Origin of the sequence: Sporosarcina sp. P2 (assembly GCF_002743255.1) — a bacterium.
In the GTDB taxonomy this organism is placed as follows: Bacteria; Bacillota; Bacilli; order Bacillales_A; family Planococcaceae; genus Sporosarcina.
The window spans coordinates 59586-79425 of sequence record NZ_PDYY01000008.1; the positions used below are offsets into that span (position 1 = coordinate 59586).

The window sequence follows — 19840 nt, forward strand, 5'->3', positions numbered from 1 at the left end:
TCATGCTTTGTCGAATAGTAGGAGAAAGTGATACTATATGGTATGCTGATTACATATAACAAAAGTGTTTTATCGTACGCGAGGTTTATTTATGCACTTCGGACAAATCTTTGTAACAGTTTCTAAGGAATTGTCATGATTTTTTGATTTTACTTTTAAGAAAATGATATAGTTATATATACGAATGGAAAGATATTTAAATGTAACGTAAAAGGAGAACGGACCCAAATGACGAAAGAAGCCCATGTTGTTTCGAGTACTACTCAAAGCCGCTCAGCGTCTACCTTCTTCTCGGATATTAAATCATTAGTTAAAGGACCTGTACTCATCGCGAATATATTTCCGGTATTTACGGGGTTTTGGTTGGCACTATATTTTTCTGGCATGACACTCACGGGCAACTGGGGGGTGTTCCTGCTAACCATGATAGGTAGCACCTTGCTTGTCGCAGGTGCGCTTGTAATGAATAACTGGTTTGATTCTGATATTGATACGGTTATGGAAAGAACAAAGAACCGTCCGACTGTGACAGGCCATTTTGCTCTGAAAACCGTATTAAATATTGGTTTGATATTATCGGGAATTGGAATGTTATTATTATTATTCACTACATTAGAAGCGGCGATTTATGCATTTATCGGATGGTTTACGTATGTAATACCCTATACCATGTGGTCTAAACGTAAATACACATTGAATACAGTGATTGGCAGTGTGTCGGGAGCGGTTACCCCCCTCATAGGATGGGCGGCTATTATGCCAGCAGATCATATCGTACCGATTGTTTTGGTCGTTATACTATTTATTTGGCAAATGCCTCATACATTTGCGATTGCAATGAAGAAATATAAAGATTATAGTGCGGCTAATGTAGCGATGTTGCCTGTCGTTTATGGATTTAACATCACAAAACGTCAGATGCTAGTATATGTATTATGTTTATTGCCGTTACCGTTTTTATTAACGATGTTTGGCACTACTTTCATTATAATCGCGACATTGATGAACCTTGGATATATTGCGGCTAGTATATACGGATTCTATGCAAAAGATGATTATAAATGGGCTAACTTGATGTTCTTGTACTCAGTCAATTACATGACGCTATTATTCGGCATGATGATTCTTTGGACTTTTTAATCAATACGAAAAAGACTTCCCTTCACGCGATGTGATAGAGAAGTCTTTTTTGTGCTAGAATTATTGAGGAGTTTGACAATTTAGGAATAAACAGTTCGTAATATACAGTGAAAGATGGATTTTAGGAGGCGTATGAATGAAGGAGCAAGTACAATTATTGAAGCCGAAACTAGATGAAGTGTTTGCGCATTTGCACAGTCATCCGGAAGTCAGTTGGAAGGAAACAAAAACCACAACTTACTTAAAAGAGTTTCTTCAGCGTGAAGGATTTAATGTAAAGTTATTCGACGGTATAACAGGTTTATCCGTTACGATCGGTGAAGGTAAGCCGGTAGTCGGGTTACGTGTAGATATAGATGCATTGTGGCAAGAAGTGGATGGTGTGTACCAAGCGAATCATTCATGCGGACATGATGGGCATATGACAATGGGAATTGGCGCATTGCTTATGGCGAAAGAACGCGGAATTCCCGAGAAGGGCACATTAAAAGTATTCTTCCAGCCTGCGGAAGAGAAGGGGAAAGGTGCGCTAGCTGTTCTGGAGCAGGGATTGATCGATGATATCGACTACTTATTCGGCGTTCATGTAAGAGCAGCGGATGAAATGGCTGACGGTTACTCCTCGGCCTCATTACGTCACGGTGCAGCGAAAATGATTAGTGGAACGATAAAGGGAACAGAAGCACATGGTGCAAGACCGCATCAAGGAAAGAATGCCATTGAGGTCGGGGCTACTTTGGTAGCAGGTTTACAGTCCATTCATTGTAATCCAATGGTTTCACATACAGCGAAGATGACGATGTTCCAAGCGGGAGGAGAATCTGCCAATATCATTCCCGGCAATGCTAAATTCAGTTTGGATTTACGGGCCCAGGAAAATGTGGTGATGGATGAATTATATGAACAGGTGGAACGTGTGATTCAAGCAGTAGAAAGACAATACGATGTAGAAATTAACTATGAAGTTATGGCAGAAATGGTCGCGGCGGAAGTGAATGTTGAAGCAGAAGATCTAATGTATCAAGCGATTGCTAAAGTGATCGGTAAAGAGAAGACTACACGTACTGTTGTCACACCAGGTGGGGAGGATTTTCACTTCTATTCCGTAAAACGACCAACTGTCAAAAGTACAATGCTGGGATTGGGATGCGGCTTAACGCCAGGACTTCACCATCCACAAATGACATTTAATCAAGACGCGTTGGCAACAGGAGTCGAAATTTTAACTACTGCTATCGAATTAACATTCCAAACTAAAAAATAGAAGGTGACAGTATGAGGAAAGATATAGAAGTCAGAAAAGTGACGACTATCGAAGACATTCATTCCATGCAAAAGCTTGAGAAGCAAATTTGGGGAATGGAACCAATCCCTGTCCATCAGACCATTACGGCAGTCAAAAATGGTGGGTTGATTGTTGGAGCGTTTCTAGAGGAGCGTATGGTCGGCTATTCCTATAGTTTCGCAGGCTATTCAGATGGCCAAATATACCTATGCTCTCATATGCTTGCGGTAGATGAAGAGTTCCAAACGAGAGGCATTGGCATGTTGCTAAAAGAAGAACAACAACGTCTTGCCCGAGAAATGGGCTATCGATTAATCGTTTGGACATTCGATCCTCTTGAAAGTCGCAACGCCTATTTAAATACTTCAAAGTTATACGGTGTCTGTTACGACTATATAGTGGATTGCTATGGAAAGATGGACGATGGGTTAAACAAAGGGTTACCGACTGATCGTTTTCAAGTCGCATGGTGGATTGATAGTACGCGTGTAATGGAGAAATGGCAACCTAATTTGCTATATAGCCGGCCCTTTACAATTCGCTTGAGTGATGATCTATACCCAGCTATACTATTGCCGGAAACGAATGAATGGATACAGGCGGAAGCGATAGAAGTGCCTGTGCCCAAACATATTCAATTGATCAAGCAACACAACTCGCAATTGGCCTATGAATGGCGAATGAAGACGAGAAAAATATTTCAGCAACTGAGTGAGGCGGGATTCGCTTTAATCGATGTGTGCAGAACAGAAGAGTCTGTACAGTACTATCGATTCTGCAAGCGATCTATCATTCCGTTGCAAGATTAAAGGAGCTTATTCAATGAAAATCGACTCAATTACACTTCGTAGAATGAATATGACGATGAAACATCCGTTTACTACAAGCTTTGGTACGATTCAGCAAAAAGACTTTCTTTTGGCAACTGTCACAGACGAGGACGGTCATGAGGGATGGGGGGAATCTGTTGCTTTTACTGCGCCTTGGTATAGTGAAGAAACGACAGAGACGACGATTCACATGCTTCGTGATTTCCTGATTCCCGCAGTACTTGGCAAATCTATTACACACCCCGATGAGGTAAGTGACTTATTTGGACATATCCGCAAAAATAATATGGCAAAAGCGACGCTTGAAGGGGCGATATGGGATGTATATGCGAAGCATCACCATATGACGCTTGCTGAAGCACTTGGAGGGAAACGGCGACGAATTGAAGTGGGTATCAGTATTGGAATCGAAGAAAATATTGAAGACTTATTGGCGAATATTAAAGGTTTTATAGATGAAGGATATAAGCGAATCAAAGTGAAAATCAAACCTGGTTATGACGTGGAAGTGATTCGCGTCATTCGAGAAGCCTACCCTCATGTACCCTTAATGGCGGATGCTAACTCAGCTTATACGTTAGACGATATAGAGTTGTTGAAAGAACTAGACCAGTTTAATTTGATGATGATTGAGCAACCGCTTGCTTCCGATGATATTATCGATCATGCCAAATTGCAAAAACACATTCAGACACCGATCTGTCTTGATGAAAGCATTCATTCGTTGGAAGATACACGTAAAGCTATCGAACTTGGTAGTTGTAAAATAATTAACGTAAAAATTGGTAGAGTAGGTGGCTTGACAGAGGCGAAGAAAATTCATGACTATTGTGCAGAAAAAGGCATCGATGTATGGTGTGGCGGCATGCTAGAATCGGGTATAGGCCGAGCGCATAACGTAGCGTTGACAACTTTACCTAATTTCACGCTCCCGGGCGATACAGCTGGATCTTCACGCTACTGGGAACATGACATCATTACACCAGAAGTTGTGGCGCATGAAGGGTATATTACAGTCCCGTCAGAAGATGGAATCGGGTACATTCCCGATATGGCAGCATTGGACCGATTTACAGTGGACAAATGGGTGTTTTCGTCAGAATAAATATTCAACTATTGTTATTTAGTCATCATATGTGCTAGACTTTTAGTTAATCGAATATGTTTCCTTCGGGGCAGGGTGTAATTCCCTACCGACGGTGATGAGCTAGCAAGCTCTTAGCCCGTGACCCGGATGCTTTAAATAAGCGGAAGGTGGATTTGGTGAAACTCCAAAGCCGACAGTTAGAGTCTGGATGAGAGAAGGAACAGTGCGTATATACTACATGTAATGATTTTTTCATTACTGTTTATAACGTTTATTTAGTCATGGTTACAAGCCCCGCATAATCTTTTGCGGGGCTTTTTGTATGTAGAAATGTCACTAGAGGAATACCGTAAGCTGGAGTGTTGCTCAATGAATCAGAATTATATGGAAATGGCTTTGCAACTCGCAGAAAATGTGGCAGGTCAAACCTCTCCCAATCCACCAGTAGGTGCGGTCGTAGTAAAGGCAAACCGAATCATTGGAATGGGCGCACATTTACAAGCGGGAGAGCGCCATGCGGAACGAGTCGCACTTGATATGGCGGGAGCGAGTGCAAGGGATGCTGATTTGTATGTAACGCTTGAACCTTGTTCTCACACTGGTAAAACTTCGCCTTGTGCTGATGCCATCATTCAAGCGGGTATCAAGCATGTCTATGTTGCGACAACGGATCCCAATCCACTTGTAGCGGGTAAAGGTATTGCGAAACTTCGTGGAGCAGGAGTGAAAGTAACCGAATCTGTTTCAGTTGAACGCGCTAAAAAACTTTATCAACCATTTTTTCATTTTATTAGAACCAAAACACCTCATGTGACAATGAAAACAGCTATGACGATAGACGGTAAAATTGCGACTTCAAAAGGAGATAGTAAATGGGTGACGAGTGAGCAAGCGCGACTCGATGTCCATCAGCTTCGCCATACACAGGATGCAATTTTAGTAGGTGTACAAACACTTCTTCACGATAATCCTCTTCTCACCACCAGACTGCCCCTAGGTGGACGACATCCTATTCGAGTTATTTTAGATACATCATTACGAACACCGGAATCTAGTCAAGTTATTCAAAATGCAGAAGCACCGACGTGGATTTTTTGTGGACAATACGCGGAGTTAACACGTGAAAAGTTACTTAGGAAACCGCATGTCCAGATCATCCGAATGCAAAGTGCCCAGTTGATTGTAGAAGATATTCTACTAGAACTAGGAAGACGTGGTGTTATGACATTGCTTGTTGAAGGTGGAGCAGCTATTAATGCTTCATTTGTGAAAGCGCGCGCAGTGCAGAAAGTCATTTGCTATGTAGCACCCAAATTGCTTGGAGGGATTGGATCTTTGACACCAATTGGCGGACTGGATCCCCGATTGATGAATGAAGCGTTTCCCTTAACCTTTGAAAGTGTAGAGATGATTGGTCCAGACATTAAAATCATAGCAGTACCGAAAGAGGGTGATTGAATCATGTTTACAGGAATAATTGAAGAGATTGGTTCAGTTAAGCAAATACAACCAGGTGCTCAATCTATGACGGTTACGATAGCTGCATCCCTTGTTTTGACAGATGTGAGAGTAGGGGATAGCATCGCAGTCAATGGTGTCTGTTTGACGGTAAAGAGTTTTACAAAAGATCAATTTGCTGCGGACGTCATGCCTGAAACCATTTCCTCTACTTCTCTGCGACAATTGGCGACGGGAAGTCTTGTGAATTTGGAGCGGGCACTCGCGGCAAATGGTAGGTTTGGCGGACATTTTGTCACAGGGCACGTAGACGGAATAGCTACGATTCGTGACAAGCGAACAGTTGATAATGCATTATATATACGCTTGTCAGTACCTCAAGGATATGACTCCTATCTGTTGCATAAAGGCTCTATCGCATTGGATGGTACTTCATTGACGATCTTTGAAGTGAAAGATATGGATATTACGATTTCGTTGATTCCACATTCACAAGAAATGACAGTCATCGCAAAAAAGCAAATAGGAGATATAGTCAACTTCGAATGCGATATGCTCGCTAAATATGTTGAGAATATGTTGCGAAAAAGACAAGTTGCAGGTCAAACGATGTCAAAAGACTTTCTACAACAACACGGATTTATGTGAAGGAGTGAATGAAGATGTTTCATACAATCGAAGAAGCATTAGAAGATTTACAACAAGGTAAAGTCGTCATCGTAGTCGATGATGAAGACCGAGAGAATGAAGGCGATTTCGTGGCACTAGCGGACAGTATTACGCCTGAAATCATCAACTTCATGGCAACGAAAGGTCGAGGCTTGATTTGTGTGCCGATAACAGAACAAAAAGCCGCCCAACTAGGATTACAGATGATGACCGATAATAATACGGATTCACATGGCACCGCGTTTACGATTAGTGTTGATCATCGCTCTACACATACTGGGATCAGTGCATTTGAACGTGCTGATACAATCGTTAAAATGATGGACCCAAGTGCTACTGCGGGTGAATTCAAACGTCCTGGACATATATTTCCACTTGTAGCGAAGTCAGGAGGTGTATTGGAACGTACGGGACATACTGAAGCTGCGGTCGATTTAGCGCGACTGGCAGGCAGTGCTTCGGCAGGCGTAATTTGTGAAATCATGAGTGAAGACGGAACGATGGCGCGTGTGCCGGAATTACGTCAGATGGCTGAAGAGCTAGATCTGAAACTCATCACCATTCAAGACCTGATTCATTATCGTCTACAACGAGAGGAATTAATTATACGTGAAGCAGAGATCAAGCTACCGACAGATTATGGCGAGTTCCGCATGATTGGCTATACTGAAACGATGACAGGAAAAGAACATGTTGCACTGGTAAAAGGAGACGTTACAACCGAAGAGCCGGTCTTAGTAAGAGTTCATTCGGAATGCTTGACAGGCGACGTCTTTGGATCATGCCGTTGTGACTGTGGTCCGCAACTGCAAGCTGCTCTCTCTCAAATTGAAGAAGAAGGGCGCGGTGTATTGTTGTATATGCGTCAAGAGGGCAGGGGAATAGGCCTAATCAATAAACTGAAAGCTTATGAACTGCAAGAACAAGGTTTTGATACGGTGGAAGCAAATGAAAAACTCGGATTTGCAGCTGATTTACGTGATTATGGTATCGGTGCACAAATTCTACGGAATCTTGGTATTACGCAAATGCGTTTGCTGACGAATAACCCAAAGAAAATTGCTGGCTTAAAGGGCTATGAATTGGAAGTGGTTGAACGCGTTGCGATTCAGCTACCATTCAATGAAGCGAACGAAAAGTACCTACACACAAAGGCAGAAAAACTTGGACATTTATTAACTTTATGAGGAGAGATGAAACATGGGTAATTTATTTGAAGGGCATTTAGTAGGCACGGGGTTAAAGGTAGGTATCGTCGTTGGACGATTCAACGAATTTATCACAGGGAAGTTACTGTCAGGTGCACAAGATGCGTTCAAACGTCACGGTGTAGATGAAGCCGATGTAGATATAGCGTGGGTGCCAGGTGCATTCGAAATTTCGTTAATTGCAAAGAAAATGGCAGATTCAAAAAAATATGATGCAGTCATTACATTAGGCACGGTCATCCGTGGAGCAACTCCTCATTTTGACTTTGTTTGTAATGAAGTGGCAAAAGGTGTTTCACAAGCAAGCATGCAATCGGGTATTCCGGTAATTTTCGGTGTACTAACAACGGATACGATTGAGCAATCGATTGAGCGTGCAGGGACTAAAGCAGGGAACAAAGGCTGGGACGCAGCAGTGTCTGCTATTGAGATGGCGAACCTAACGAAGCAGTTCGACTAATTAGTAATGGAGTTAAAAGAGGATGTCCCCGAAGTTACTTTACTTCATGGGACGTCCTCTTTTGTAATGTGTAATTCAAATTCAGGTGCAATGAAAGTGCATGCTCGTAACACTTCGTTTGTTCTTGCAAAGGATGCATAAAAGGGGAGACTTCGTGTGGCTATGTTCCCTCTGAAATGTAAATCCTCCTTCTACCACCATGCAAACTACTCAATTCTACACTCTATGAATAAAAAACTGTCTTAGAAACCGAATTGATTTCAAAGACAGTCCTACATTCATTATTTTACCGCTACTATGCCTAACTTTTCGCGTGCCTGTACAGTTGCAATCACCATATTTTTCAATGCTGCAACTGTTTCTTCACGCTTTCTCGTCTTCAAACCACAATCAGGATTGATCCAGAATTGAGAAGGCTCGAGCACTTCAAGACCTTTGTTAATAATCTCTGTCATCTCTTCTACTGCAGGAACGCGTGGGCTATGAATGTCATAGACACCTAGACCGATTCCTTTGTCATAATGATATTCATTGAAAGCCTCGACTAAGTCGCCGTGACTACGTGACGTTTCAATGGAGATTACGTCTGCATCCAGCGCGCTAATCGCATCAATAAAGTCATTGAAATCACAATAGCACATATGCGTATGAATTTGCGTTGTATCTTCGACTGATGCAGTAGATACGCGGAATGCATTAACGGCCCAGTCCAGATAGTGTTTCCATTCAGTTCTTTTCAATGGAAGACCTTCACGAAGTGCTGGCTCGTCCACTTGGATCATATGAATACCGGCTGCTTCAAGCGCTTCGATCTCCTTACGCAAAGCCAATGCAATTTGGTTTGTCACTTCTTCTCTAGACAAGTCATCACGAACGAATGACCAGTTTAAAATGGTTACAGGGCCCGTGAGCATTCCTTTTACTTCATGATCTGTAAGAGATTTTGCATAAACGGATTCTTCTACAGTCATTGGTTTAATAAACGCAACGTCTCCAAAGATAATTGGCGGCTTAACACAACGTGAGCCGTAGGATTGTACCCATGCTTTTTCAGTAAAGACAAATCCGTCAAGCTTTTCCCCGAAATACTCCACCATGTCTGTACGTTCGAATTCGCCGTGTACCAATACATCAAGTCCTAAGTCTTCTTGAATATCAATCCATTCTTTAATTTCAGCTTGAACGAAATCTTTATATTGTTGATTTGTAATTTCGCCTTTTCTCCATTTATTGCGTGTAGCCCGTACTTCCGGTGTTTGTGGGAAGCTACCGATGGTGGTAGTCGGAAGTAGTGGTAATTGGAATTTTTCCTGTTGTTTCACTTTGCGTTTTGCAAATGGAAGATTCCGCTTACTGTCTGATAGTAGACTTCCCGAAGTCGCTTCACGTACTTCTTTATTATTGCGAGCAGGAAGTGAATTAAATGCAGTCAATGCTGCTTCACTGTCATCCAATGCCTTAGAAACTTGTTCATATCCATGTTGTACTGCTAGTTGAATAGCTTTAATTTCTTCAATCTTCTCGTCAGCAAATGCTAACGCGTTCAAAATGGTTTTATCTAGTTTCTGTTCCGAGCGAGTCGTGACAGGTGAGTGGAGCAGGCTACATGAAGGTTGAATCCATAAATTATCAGCTGAAACATGCTGTTGAATTTTTTCAGTCAATGTAAGTTTTTCACGTAAATTGGAACGCCATACGTTGCGACCGTCTACAATTCCTGCCGCAAGTATTTTATCTTCTGGAAAACCATATTGCTTCAAGTTCTCTAGATTTCTTTCGCGTCCGTGGACGAAATCTAGTCCGATAGCCGCAACAGGTAACGCGATCGTTTCTCTATAATGTTCAACTGAATCGAAGTATGTCTGTAGAAGAACATTCGGCCCGCTCAGATTTTTCGTTAGTTGTGAATAAATTTCTGTAACAGTCTTCATTTCATCTGAATTTATTGATGTACATAGAATCGGCTCGTCGATTTGGATCCATTGTACACCTTCATCCTGTAATTCTTGTATTACTTTTTGATAGAGGGGTATCAGTTGCAGGATAATGGATGGTACATCTTTATCTTCATACCCTTTAGATAATTTTAGTAATGTATAGGGGCCTAGTAGAACAGGTTTACCTTCAATACCCAGTTCGCTCTTGGCTTCGCGATAAGCAGCTAGAGGCTTGTTTTCCGTTAGTTCAAAACGCTGGCCTTCGTATTCAGGCACGATATAGTGATAGTTTGTATTGAACCATTTTGTCATTTCGGAGGCAACCGCCTCATCATTACCGCGGGCCATCGAAAAGTATGTGGAAGTGGATACTTGTCCACCTTTCCAGTTATAGCGTGAAGGAATGATTCCGAACATGGCTGACGTATCCAGTACGCGATCATACAATGTGAAGTCGCCCACAGCAATCCAATCAACCCCGGCATCTTGCTGTTTCTTCAAGTTTGCCAAGCGAATCTCTTTCGTTGTTTGAAGAAGCTCATCTTCCGAGATCTTCTTTGACCAAAATGCTTCAAGTACACGTTTCCACTCACGATTTTCACCTATTACGGGATAGCCTGTTATACTGCTTTTTACCATAGATAATTTCCCCCTTGATTTTTTTCAATAAAAAAACATCTCTAGGGGAAATGTTAGAAATGCGAGTACGTATAAAATAACATGCTACTTATAAGCATGCGGTTATACACTGCGTCTGTCTAACACTTCCCTATTCACCGTAGGATTAGCGTCATGAAAAATAGGCAGGTGTCTGGCTGGACGCATTAGCGTCTTCACAGTGGCGGGACCGCTCCAAGAAAAGGATTCCCTTTTAAGAAATGAAAGTATTTTCATTCCACCTACTTTTCAAACTATTCAATTCAGATGATTGTCTCTAAAGCTATCACATGCAAAATAGTGTGTCAACTAGCTATTAGAATTTAATGATGAGTGCTAAAGAACAACTAACGATATGGAAGTATAATACGAAAAGATAAAACAACATATTACACCGGCTGTTATATAACTGTTGCGAATAGGTTGTCTCGAAGACGAATAACTATGATGTGAAAATTTTCACAATTCAGTTGAAAGTAAACTAGACTTTAGGTATGATATGTACTAACACGTCTTCAAGCGAGGAGGTCATACGTCTTTTATGTGTCGGTTTTTGATCGACCGGCTATGGGGTGTTGCCGAATAATGGACGATGATAGGTGTTCGACGCTATATGTTATACAACAGAGTAGCGGAAAAATATTAAGGGGTGGCTTTTATCCATGACAAACTATGAACAAGTAGGTAAATTGCAAGTCGCAACAGAACTATATAACTTCGTAAAAGAAGAAGTTCTTCCGGGCTTAGAAATTCAAAATGATCAATTTTGGACAAACTTTGATTCGCTCATTCATGAACTTGCTCCTGAAAACAAAGCACTATTAGAAAAACGTGATGAATTACAAAAGACCATTAATGAATGGCATCAAAATAATAATGGCGAAATTGATTTCGTTAAATATAAAGAGTTTTTACAAGAAATTGGCTATTTAGAGCCAGTTCCCGAAGATTTTAAAGTGACAACAGCTAATGTTGATCATGAAATCGCAAACCAAGCCGGCTCACAATTGGTAGTGCCGATCGATAATGCTCGTTATGCATTAAATGCAGCCAATGCACGATGGGGAAGTTTATACGATGCACTATACGGATCTGATGTAATCAGTAATGAAGCGGGTGCTGAAGCGGGTGTTGAATACAATCCGATTCGTGGACAGAAAGTAATTGATTTCGCGAAAAACTTGCTAGATCAAGCGGCGCCTTTGGCTGAAGGTTCACATGCAGATGTAACAGCTTATAAAATTATTGAAGGTAAACTTGAAGTAATGCTTGAGAGCGGTAACATGTCTCAATTGGCAGATGAGTCCAAGTTTGTTGGATATAATGGATCCAAAGATGCACCGACTGCAGTATTGTTGGTGAATAATGGATTGCATATCGAAATCGCTATTGACAAGAATAACCCTATTGGTAAAAGCGATAAGGCGGGGGTGAAAGATCTTGTAATTGAAGCAGCACTCTCTACGTTAATGGACTGTGAAGACTCTATTGCCGCAGTTGATGCTGAAGATAAAGTGGGCGTATACCGTAACTGGCTTGGTTTAATGAAGGGTGACTTGGAATCTACATTCAAACGAGGTAGTAAAACAGTTACTAGAAAATTGAATGCTGACCGTACGTATATAGGTGTAGACGGCAAAGAGTTGACACTGCGTGGTCGTTCATTAATGTTCGTACGTAACGTAGGTCATTTAATGACGAATAATGCAATTCTCGATAAAAATGGCAATGAAGTACCTGAAGGAATCTTGGACGGTGTTCTTACATCTTTAATTGCTACGCATAACTTTAAAGAAAATGTAGCGTTTAAAAACTCGCTTCATAATTCTATTTATATCGTAAAGCCGAAAATGCATAGTTCAGAAGAGGCGGCATTTGCGAACAAATTATTTAATCGTATTGAAGACCTGCTAGGTGTTGAGCGCCATACAATTAAAATCGGTGTAATGGACGAAGAGCGTAGAATGTCACTGAATCTGAAATCCGCAATCAATGAAGTGAAAGAACGTATTGCATTCATCAATACAGGATTCCTTGACCGTACAGGTGACGAAATCCATACGTCTATGGAAGCTGGTCCAGTCATTAGAAAAGCTGATATGAAGGCATCCGAATGGCTATCTTCTTATGAAGCAGCAAACGTTGCAGTGGGAATCCGGGCGGGTCTACCTGGACATGCGCAAATTGGTAAAGGAATGTGGGCTATGCCTGACTTAATGGCTGCAATGCTTGAACAGAAAATTGCACATCCAAAAGCAGGAGCGAGCACTGCGTGGGTTCCATCTCCAACAGCTGCAATTTTACATGCATTGCACTACCATAAAGTAAATGTTAAAGAAGTACAGGCTGGAATTGACAGTTCGATCGATTATCGTGATGGTATCCTTACTGTTCCATTGGCACCTAATACGGATTGGTCTGCTGAAGAAGTACAATCGGAGCTGGATAACAATGCACAGGGGATCCTGGGCTATGTTGTTCGCTGGATTGATCAAGGTGTAGGATGTTCAACGGTTCCCGATATTAATGATGTCGGATTAATGGAAGATCGTGCAACATTGCGTATTTCCAGCCAGCACATTGCCAACTGGTTACGTCACGGTGTTTGTACGAAAGAGCAAGTACAAGAAACTTTGGAGCGTATGGCAATAGTAGTGGATCAGCAGAACGCTGATGACGAGTTATATCAGCCGATGGCACCGAACTATGATGATTCCATCGCATTCCAAGCAGCTTCTGACCTAATCTTTAAAGGGGCAGAACAGCCAAGCGGATATACAGAGCCAATCTTGCATGCTCGTCGTATTGAAGCAAAAGCGAAAGCAAAACAAAAAGCAGCAGTTCAAAACTAATAACCATTCCAAACCGTCTCCCTTTCATTGATGAAAGGGAGACGGTTTTTTACTTGATAATTAGAAATAGATATTTTTCTAATAAATCTGTTAATATGCTATACTTACAGGAATGTTGGAAAGGGGATGACTACATTATGTTGCAAACCGATCAAACAGTTTTTGTTTTAGTAGATGTACAAGGAAAACTCGCACAAATCGTCAATGAAAGCCAGGAACTACATGATAACTTGGAGAAGCTGATTAAAGGACTACAAGTATTGGATATTCCTATTCTATGGCTCGAACAATACCCAGATGGTCTAGGGTCGACTACTGAATCGTTATCGAACTTGCTTGAAGGACAACACCCCATTTCAAAAATGACATTCAGTGCAATGGGCAACGAAGAATTTGTTAAACAACTCAATGAGTTGGGTAGGAAGCAAGTATTGATTGCAGGAATTGAAACGCATATTTGCGTCTACATGACAGCGGCTGATCTTGTGAAGCAAGGTTACGAAGTAGAAGTGGTAGTGGATGCAGTTACTTCCAGAACAGAAGCTAATAAAATGATCGGCTTACAAAAGATGAAACATCTTGGAGTCTCAGGTACTTGTGTAGAAACAGCGTTATATGAGTTGTTAGGTGAGGCAGGGACAGATAAATTTAAGCAGGTTTTAAAAGTAATTAAGTAGATCATTCATCAAATAGAAAAAGCGAAATGCCTGATATTTGGCATTTCGCTTTTTCTTACTCCCATTGTTCTCGCTGTAAATCTTCCGCAATGAGTTGTAGATCATCCGCGGTAATCGATAAAAATTCATAGGCGGTATTTTCAGCTAGTTGCATTGCCATTTTTTTAAGAAACTTCGGTGACCCTTCATTTTCTTCATCATATAGAAGTAACAAAGCATCCGAATTTCGAAGTAGAAACTTATTCTTCTCTACAAATTGCCAAGGTGCTTCATAAGGTTTGTTTGTCAAACTCACTGTGTAATCCGCAAGTGATATGATTTGTTGATATGTCTCTTGTTTTATTTCATTCCAGTTCGATTGTTGATCGAGAAATGGTGTAATGACCGCGTATTGTAAGTTTGGATAATCTTCTTGCAAGTCCCACACGCATTCAATAACCCACGTTTCAACTCCAAGCTGTCCACTGACTATAACCCATTCGAGTCCTTGATCTAGGAGAACTAGCAATTGATCTGTCAATGCCTTCTTGATGATAGGTATGCCTTTATGGTCTTCATTAAAGATTCCCAATTCATGGGCTTTATACCCGCTCACGAGTAAGCGTTTAATCATTGTTGTTCACTAATTGCGGCTTGTGCAAGCTTTGTAATCGTCATATCATCCATCGGTGGATTGTGAAGTCCGGCCCGCACATCGCGATAATATCGCTGGAGGGGATTCGACAATTCCAAACTTTTAGCGCCTACAATGCGCATCGCTAAGTTAACAATTTCTATCGCACTATTCGTTACAATCGATTTCGCTACCCCGAGTTCGTTTTGTAAATGAACTCGACGAGCACGGTCATCGTAAATTCTCGCGATATCGTAAAGTAAGTGACGTGCTTTAATCAGCTCTAAATCCATCTTCCCGATTTGTGTTTGGATACTGAAAAGGGAAGCAATGGGTTCATTAAGACTATTCGGCTGATAAGTGGCTGCAAAGTGCACCGCGTAATCACGTGCCGCTTGGGCAATTCCCATGTAACAAGCGGGAATATGAAGAAGCCAGCCGTTTTGGTTGTTGCCACGTGGTGCCTCATTCACTTCTACCAACTGATCATCCGTTGCTTCCACTTGATTTAGCACAAGTGTCTGGCTTTCCGTACCGCGCATGGAAATCATATGCCAAGTATCTCTGATGGAAAGGCCGGCCGTGTCACTTGGCAACAAGAAAAAACCTGTTTTTTGTTTTTCTTCAATCCAAACAGATACGAGAATATGGGTAAGGGCAGGCGCCATAGTCGTAAATGTCTTTTCACCTGAAATCACCCAACCATTCTCTGTGCGGACAGCAGTTGTTTGTGGTCGGCCGCCACGTGTAGGGCTACCGGTCTGTGCTTCGGTAACGGAACGATTCACAAGGGCACCTTGTTGGATCGCTTCACTAAACTGGGCTAACTGTTCTTCCGTCCATTTCCGGCTCTCATACAGTTCACCAACGACTCCTTGATGCCAGCCAATAGCAAGAGCGGTAGCGCTATCAAAACGAGCGATGGTCTCCTGAAAGAGCACCATGTCAGTCACTGTGATACCCGCGCCTCCTAATTCTTTAGGTAAGGTCAGCGTCGTATAGCCCATTTTCACGAGTTTTTCTATATTCTCTTTTGGAAACTTTGAGAGCTCATCAGATTGTTCTGAAAAGCTGCTGAAAAACGGACCTGCCTCAGTCAATTGATTGACCCATCGGCGTTGAAAGTCCGTTGTGATAAAAAGTTCTGTTGACACGAGTAACACATCCTAACCACTTCATTCTTGTACTGCTTTTCACTGCTGGCTTAATGTCAAATTTATATACAAACGCAAAATTGCCTTGAGTACTTCTCTCAAGGGTCATGAAATTCTAGTATACTAGAAAAACGAAATAAATACCATTCTGACGAAAGAAAAAAATACATGTCAAACTCTGTAAGATTTCACAATATAACTAAGAGAATAGTTTAACTATTCGCACTCACAATAGGAATTTCAAGTTTAGTTGAAACTCCTATGTGTGATTTTTTCGTAAAAAAATCCACTTTATAATTTAAGGACCTTGGAATCAATTGTTGTCCGATTATGGAAGTATAAAGACACATTGATAATTGTTTTTATGGTAGTAAAATGTATATAAATAACTAGAAAATATAAAATGGATGAAAACAAACGATACTACATGCTATATTTTTTAATTTGGCGGAAAATTTAAATTACTCTATGCGAATATGAATATTGTAGGGTATAATTAGCATTGCATACCAAATGTATTCGAAGGTTGAAAATTGAATAGGGGAGAATGTTGAAGATGAAATTCACAGTTGGAAAAAAGTTATGGATTGGATTTATGAGTCTAGTCATCATTATCATTATTATTGGATTAATAGGGTTCTTAGCACTGAAGAATATTAACGAAAAGTATTCATTTTTAATTAACGATCGGATGCATAAGGTCATTTTGTTAGAGCGACAGCAAAACGATCAAAATAACTTAACTAAAAATATTAGGGGATATATGTTATATGGCTCGGAAACTTACATAAAAGAATTAGAGGAGACCCAATCGCTTATAGAAGACCGCTTAACTGAATTGGAGAAAATCCTAAAAAGTAACACTATGCAAACTGCATTGGTATCTATTCGGGAAGCAAGTGAAGAATACGATAAGGTACTACTATCTATTATAGAAGAGAAACGTGCAGGGAATGATGATCAAGCGCTTGTTATTGGAACGAATGGAGTAGGTTTTCAAATAACGATTTCCGATACTATCAATCAAATGATTGATTACCAAAGACAACAACAAGAACAGTTGGAAAAGGAAGTGGCGAGCTATACAAATAGCGCTATTTCATTGATGACAATCTTAATTGCACTAGGGATCATAGGCAGTGTAGTGGTCACAATGATTATCACTCGTTTGATAAGCCGCCCGGTTGGCACAATGACAACTGCATTAGCTGAAGTGTCGGCAGGGAACTTTGCCATAGAAGAAGTGAAGATAAAAAATAATGACGAAATTGGCGATATGGCTATTACGCTAAATGAAATGGTTGCTGATTTACGTGGTATTATTGATCGAGCGAAAAATTCCGCTTTGCATTTAGCAGCACAATCAGAAGAATTGTCTGCAAGTGCAGAAGAGAGTTTGGCCGCTTCTGAAATGGTAGCAGAAATTTCGGAAAAGAACTTACAGACGAGTGAGATGCAAACGACTATTGTCAATCAATCTACTATCTCAATGGAGGAAATGTTAACCGCCATTGATGTCATTACACAAGATAATGAGGACATGTTGAATTCATCAGATGATGTAGCGCAATTGGTAAAGCAAGGCTCTGCTTTAATGGGAGAAACGACCGATCAGATGACGAACATTAGTAAGACCATTGGCGATTCCATGGAAACGATTAATAAAATGTCCGAACACACTGAAAGCATTCGTGGCGTCACATCGATGATAGCGGCAATTGCCGAACAAACTAATTTACTCGCACTTAATGCGGCTATTGAAGCGGCGCGTGCAGGAGAACACGGTAAAGGCTTTGCTGTCGTAGCGGAAGAAGTGCGAAATTTGGCGGAACAATCCAAGCAATCTACGCAAGAAATTGGTCGAATGATAGATACGATCATTCATGATGTAGAAACAGTGGTGACGAGCACGAATGAAGGTAGAAAACGTGTGGCTGAAGGATTATTGTCAACAGAGAAAACAAATGCCGTCTTCTTGGACATCGAGCATGCAACATCAGACGTTAGTGAAAAAGTTTCTACAGTATCATCAGCAATCGAAGAAATTCGTGCGATGACAGATGAAGTAACAGAAGGAGCTAAACGAGTAGAAGAATTGGCGGTTCAAGCAGCAGCAGAAGCCCAATCCACTAGTGCTGCAACAGAAGAACAGTTAGCGGCCAATGAGGAAATCACATCTTGTTCACAAACATTGGCCGAACTTGCAGAACAACTTCAAAATGATATGTCACGATTTAAAGTGTAGAAAATCCAAAAAGAGTTGATTGCGCAGTTGGCAATCAACTCTTTTTTAATGGAAAATGCGCGATGGCCTCATAGGAGGGAGTTGCTTTAGGATGAATCTTAAAAAGGGTAAAACCTTCTATTATGATGGGAACAGGTTCCATAGACTTTTTTTCTAATTGCATTTTATCTGTAGTCTTGCGTTTTTTAGCTATCGTGATGTGTGGAACGAAGCGAGTATCTCTTTCCAAGTCAAGGATCTCCTCTGTACGTCTAGTGATTTGCTTTTGTAGTTCGCGTAAAGACTCGGAATCCTGAACTGCTAGAAAAACTACACGTGGTCCACTTGCAGATCCGAAAAAAGATAGACCTTTTACGTACACCGTGAATTCTGTATGCGATTTGGCGATTTTTTGTAGACAGGATTTCAGCCAGGGGAGTTTGGTGTCATCAAGCTCTCCAATATAGCGAAGGGTCAAATGCAAATCCTTATCATGTGGAATTACTTTGTACTTCTCGTTCAATTGATATTCTGTGCGAAATTGTTGTGCTATATCATCGACAGGATGAGCAATAGAGATGCCGATAAAATAATGTTGTACCAATTCCAGCTCACCTCCTATTCAATAGGTTCCCTCACTCCCTGAAATATATGCATACTAGCATAAAAAATCTGCGTCTGGCTTGCAGTTTAGGGAACCCACTAACAAAACACATAAGTAATGTGTATAATAAGAGGGAGATATAACTGAATTATTACAATTGCAAAGGGGATGTCACGATGATTAAAACGTTGATTTTTGATCTGGATGATACATTGATATGGGATGCCAAGAGTATTTCCATGGCTTTTCAAAAAACTTGTGAGTATGCAACAAAGAAAACAGGGGTCAATCCAGTAGAACTTGAGCATGCAGTGCGCCAGGAAGCAAGAGATTTGTATGCTACATATGAAACATTTCCACATACTCAAAATATCGGAATTAATCCTTTTGAAGGATTATGGGGTGTCTTTGACGACGAAGGGGAAGAGTTTCAGAAAATGAAAGAGGTTATTCCAGGTTACCAAAAGGAAGCATGGGTTAAAGGGTTGAAGAAACTAGGGATTGATGATGAAGCATTTGGTAGGGAATTAGCTGATGTATTTCCAAGAGAGCGTAAGAATCATCCATATATATATGAAGAGACGTTTGAAGTGTTAGATAAATTGAAGGACAACTATCAGTTAATCCTTTTGACAAACGGTTCACCAAGTTTACAACAGATTAAACTGACGATCTCACCCGAGATACCTGGTTACTTTGATCATATTATCGTTTCTGGTGCATTTGGTAAAGGAAAGCCTGATGCTTCTATATTCAAGCATGTTCTTGAGTTGAGTGGGGTTCAAGCAGATGAAGCGTTGATGATTGGTGATAACTTGATGACGGACATTTTGGGTTCAAGTCGTGTCGGTATGCGTAATGTATGGATTAATCGTGAAAATAAGTTACAGAATGAAGAAGTGAAACCTACGTATGAAATCGATAATTTACATGGTCTTTTTCCTATACTGGCCACATTAGAAAACCGATGAGTTGATCTCATCGG

16 protein-coding genes and 2 riboswitches are annotated in these 19840 nt (G+C 40.9%); of the genes, 12 read left to right on the top strand and 4 right to left on the bottom strand.

Features of this window, described 5'->3' with window-relative positions; all coding sequences use genetic code 11:
• Positions 1-228: 228 nt before the first annotated feature.
• From cyoE to ribH, 8 genes are all read left to right on the top strand, one after another.
• Positions 229-1140, top strand: coding sequence for a heme o synthase (gene cyoE, locus CSV67_RS09845; RefSeq protein WP_099631416.1), 912 nt, complete (start codon positions 229-231; stop codon positions 1138-1140).
• Between the two features lie 136 nt (positions 1141-1276).
• Positions 1277-2404, top strand: a complete 1128-nt coding sequence (locus CSV67_RS09850; protein ID WP_099631417.1) for a M20 peptidase aminoacylase family protein — start codon at positions 1277-1279, stop codon at positions 2402-2404.
• 11 nt (positions 2405-2415) lie between these two features.
• Positions 2416-3234, top strand: coding sequence for a GNAT family N-acetyltransferase (locus CSV67_RS09855; protein WP_099631418.1), 819 nt, complete (start codon positions 2416-2418; stop codon positions 3232-3234).
• Positions 3235-3247: 13 nt separating this feature from the next.
• Positions 3248-4360 carry an o-succinylbenzoate synthase gene (gene menC / locus CSV67_RS09860; RefSeq protein WP_099631419.1) on the top strand — a complete coding sequence of 371 codons (1113 nt, stop codon included), beginning with the start codon at positions 3248-3250 and terminating at the stop codon, positions 4358-4360.
• Between the two features lie 57 nt (positions 4361-4417).
• Positions 4418-4566: riboswitch (FMN riboswitch) on the top strand.
• 145 nt (positions 4567-4711) lie between these two features.
• Positions 4712-5800 carry a bifunctional diaminohydroxyphosphoribosylaminopyrimidine deaminase/5-amino-6-(5-phosphoribosylamino)uracil reductase RibD gene (gene ribD, locus CSV67_RS09865; protein ID WP_099631420.1) on the top strand — a complete coding sequence of 363 codons (1089 nt, stop codon included), beginning with the start codon at positions 4712-4714 and terminating at the stop codon, positions 5798-5800.
• Positions 5801-5803: 3 nt separating this feature from the next.
• On the top strand, positions 5804-6448 hold the full coding sequence (gene ribE / locus CSV67_RS09870; protein ID WP_099631421.1) for a riboflavin synthase: 645 nt from the start codon (positions 5804-5806) through the stop codon (positions 6446-6448).
• Between the two features lie 14 nt (positions 6449-6462).
• On the top strand, positions 6463-7656 hold the full coding sequence (locus tag CSV67_RS09875) for a bifunctional 3,4-dihydroxy-2-butanone-4-phosphate synthase/GTP cyclohydrolase II (RefSeq protein ID WP_099631422.1): 1194 nt from the start codon (positions 6463-6465) through the stop codon (positions 7654-7656).
• A 13-nt stretch (positions 7657-7669) separates the two neighbouring features.
• Positions 7670-8137: a 6,7-dimethyl-8-ribityllumazine synthase gene (gene ribH, locus CSV67_RS09880; protein WP_099631423.1), complete on the top strand. Its 468-nt coding sequence runs from the start codon at positions 7670-7672 to the stop codon at positions 8135-8137.
• Positions 8138-8418: 281 nt separating this feature from the next.
• On the opposite strand, the gene metE is transcribed toward ribH, so the two are convergent.
• Positions 8419-10713 (bottom strand): 5-methyltetrahydropteroyltriglutamate--homocysteine S-methyltransferase, encoded by a 2295-nt coding sequence (gene metE / locus CSV67_RS09885; protein ID WP_099631424.1) that lies wholly within the window; start codon positions 10711-10713, stop codon positions 8419-8421.
• A 146-nt stretch (positions 10714-10859) separates the two neighbouring features.
• Positions 10860-10992, bottom strand: a riboswitch (cobalamin riboswitch).
• 401 nt (positions 10993-11393) lie between these two features.
• On the opposite strand from metE, the gene CSV67_RS09890 reads away from it, so the two are divergent.
• A complete protein-coding gene (locus CSV67_RS09890) occupies positions 11394-13583 on the top strand; it encodes a malate synthase G (RefSeq protein ID WP_099631425.1) in 2190 nt (729 codons plus the stop codon).
• 137 nt (positions 13584-13720) lie between these two features.
• A complete protein-coding gene (locus CSV67_RS09895) occupies positions 13721-14260 on the top strand; it encodes a hydrolase (protein WP_099631426.1) in 540 nt (179 codons plus the stop codon).
• A gap of 55 nt (positions 14261-14315) precedes the next feature.
• Here the strand turns inward: CSV67_RS09895 and CSV67_RS09900 are convergent, their stop codons facing one another.
• The gene (locus CSV67_RS09900; RefSeq protein ID WP_099631427.1) at positions 14316-14873 is read right to left on the bottom strand and encodes an SLOG family protein; all 558 of its coding nucleotides are present in this window, start codon (positions 14871-14873) and stop codon (positions 14316-14318) included.
• On the bottom strand, positions 14870-16027 hold the full coding sequence (locus CSV67_RS09905; RefSeq protein WP_199173166.1) for an acyl-CoA dehydrogenase family protein: 1158 nt from the start codon (positions 16025-16027) through the stop codon (positions 14870-14872). The genes CSV67_RS09900 and CSV67_RS09905 overlap by 4 nt, the downstream gene beginning before the upstream one ends.
• Before the next feature lie 556 nt (positions 16028-16583).
• Here CSV67_RS09905 and CSV67_RS09910 point away from each other — a divergent pair.
• The gene (locus CSV67_RS09910; protein WP_158232917.1) at positions 16584-18272 is read left to right on the top strand and encodes a methyl-accepting chemotaxis protein; all 1689 of its coding nucleotides are present in this window, start codon (positions 16584-16586) and stop codon (positions 18270-18272) included.
• Positions 18273-18306: 34 nt separating this feature from the next.
• On the opposite strand, the gene thpR is transcribed toward CSV67_RS09910, so the two are convergent.
• Positions 18307-18855 (bottom strand): RNA 2',3'-cyclic phosphodiesterase, encoded by a 549-nt coding sequence (thpR, locus tag CSV67_RS09915; RefSeq protein ID WP_158232918.1) that lies wholly within the window; start codon positions 18853-18855, stop codon positions 18307-18309.
• A gap of 176 nt (positions 18856-19031) precedes the next feature.
• Here thpR and CSV67_RS09920 point away from each other — a divergent pair, with 176 nt between their 5' ends.
• Positions 19032-19826 carry an HAD family hydrolase gene (locus tag CSV67_RS09920; protein WP_099631431.1) on the top strand — a complete coding sequence of 265 codons (795 nt, stop codon included), beginning with the start codon at positions 19032-19034 and terminating at the stop codon, positions 19824-19826.
• Positions 19827-19840 lie beyond the last annotated feature (14 nt).

Excerpts from the sequence above, each read along its gene's own strand:
- menC (WP_099631419.1), top strand. The coding sequence starts at position 3,248 with ATGAAAATCGACTCAATTACACTTCGTAGAATGAATATGACGATGAAA.
- ribD (WP_099631420.1), top strand. The coding sequence starts at position 4,712 with ATGAATCAGAATTATATGGAAATGGCTTTGCAACTCGCAGAAAATGTG.
- CSV67_RS09900 (WP_099631427.1), bottom strand. The coding sequence starts at position 14,873 with ATGATTAAACGCTTACTCGTGAGCGGGTATAAAGCCCATGAATTGGGA.
- CSV67_RS09890 (WP_099631425.1), top strand. The coding sequence starts at position 11,394 with ATGACAAACTATGAACAAGTAGGTAAATTGCAAGTCGCAACAGAACTA.
- ribE (WP_099631421.1), top strand. The coding sequence starts at position 5,804 with ATGTTTACAGGAATAATTGAAGAGATTGGTTCAGTTAAGCAAATACAA.
- CSV67_RS09850 (WP_099631417.1), top strand. The coding sequence starts at position 1,277 with ATGAAGGAGCAAGTACAATTATTGAAGCCGAAACTAGATGAAGTGTTT.
- metE (WP_099631424.1), bottom strand. The coding sequence starts at position 10,713 with ATGGTAAAAAGCAGTATAACAGGCTATCCCGTAATAGGTGAAAATCGT.
- ribH (WP_099631423.1), top strand. The coding sequence starts at position 7,670 with ATGGGTAATTTATTTGAAGGGCATTTAGTAGGCACGGGGTTAAAGGTA.
- CSV67_RS09920 (WP_099631431.1), top strand. The coding sequence starts at position 19,032 with ATGATTAAAACGTTGATTTTTGATCTGGATGATACATTGATATGGGAT.
- CSV67_RS09910 (WP_158232917.1), top strand. The coding sequence starts at position 16,584 with ATGAAATTCACAGTTGGAAAAAAGTTATGGATTGGATTTATGAGTCTA.
- CSV67_RS09855 (WP_099631418.1), top strand. The coding sequence starts at position 2,416 with ATGAGGAAAGATATAGAAGTCAGAAAAGTGACGACTATCGAAGACATT.
- CSV67_RS09895 (WP_099631426.1), top strand. The coding sequence starts at position 13,721 with ATGTTGCAAACCGATCAAACAGTTTTTGTTTTAGTAGATGTACAAGGA.
- CSV67_RS09875 (WP_099631422.1), top strand. The coding sequence starts at position 6,463 with ATGTTTCATACAATCGAAGAAGCATTAGAAGATTTACAACAAGGTAAA.
- cyoE (WP_099631416.1), top strand. The coding sequence starts at position 229 with ATGACGAAAGAAGCCCATGTTGTTTCGAGTACTACTCAAAGCCGCTCA.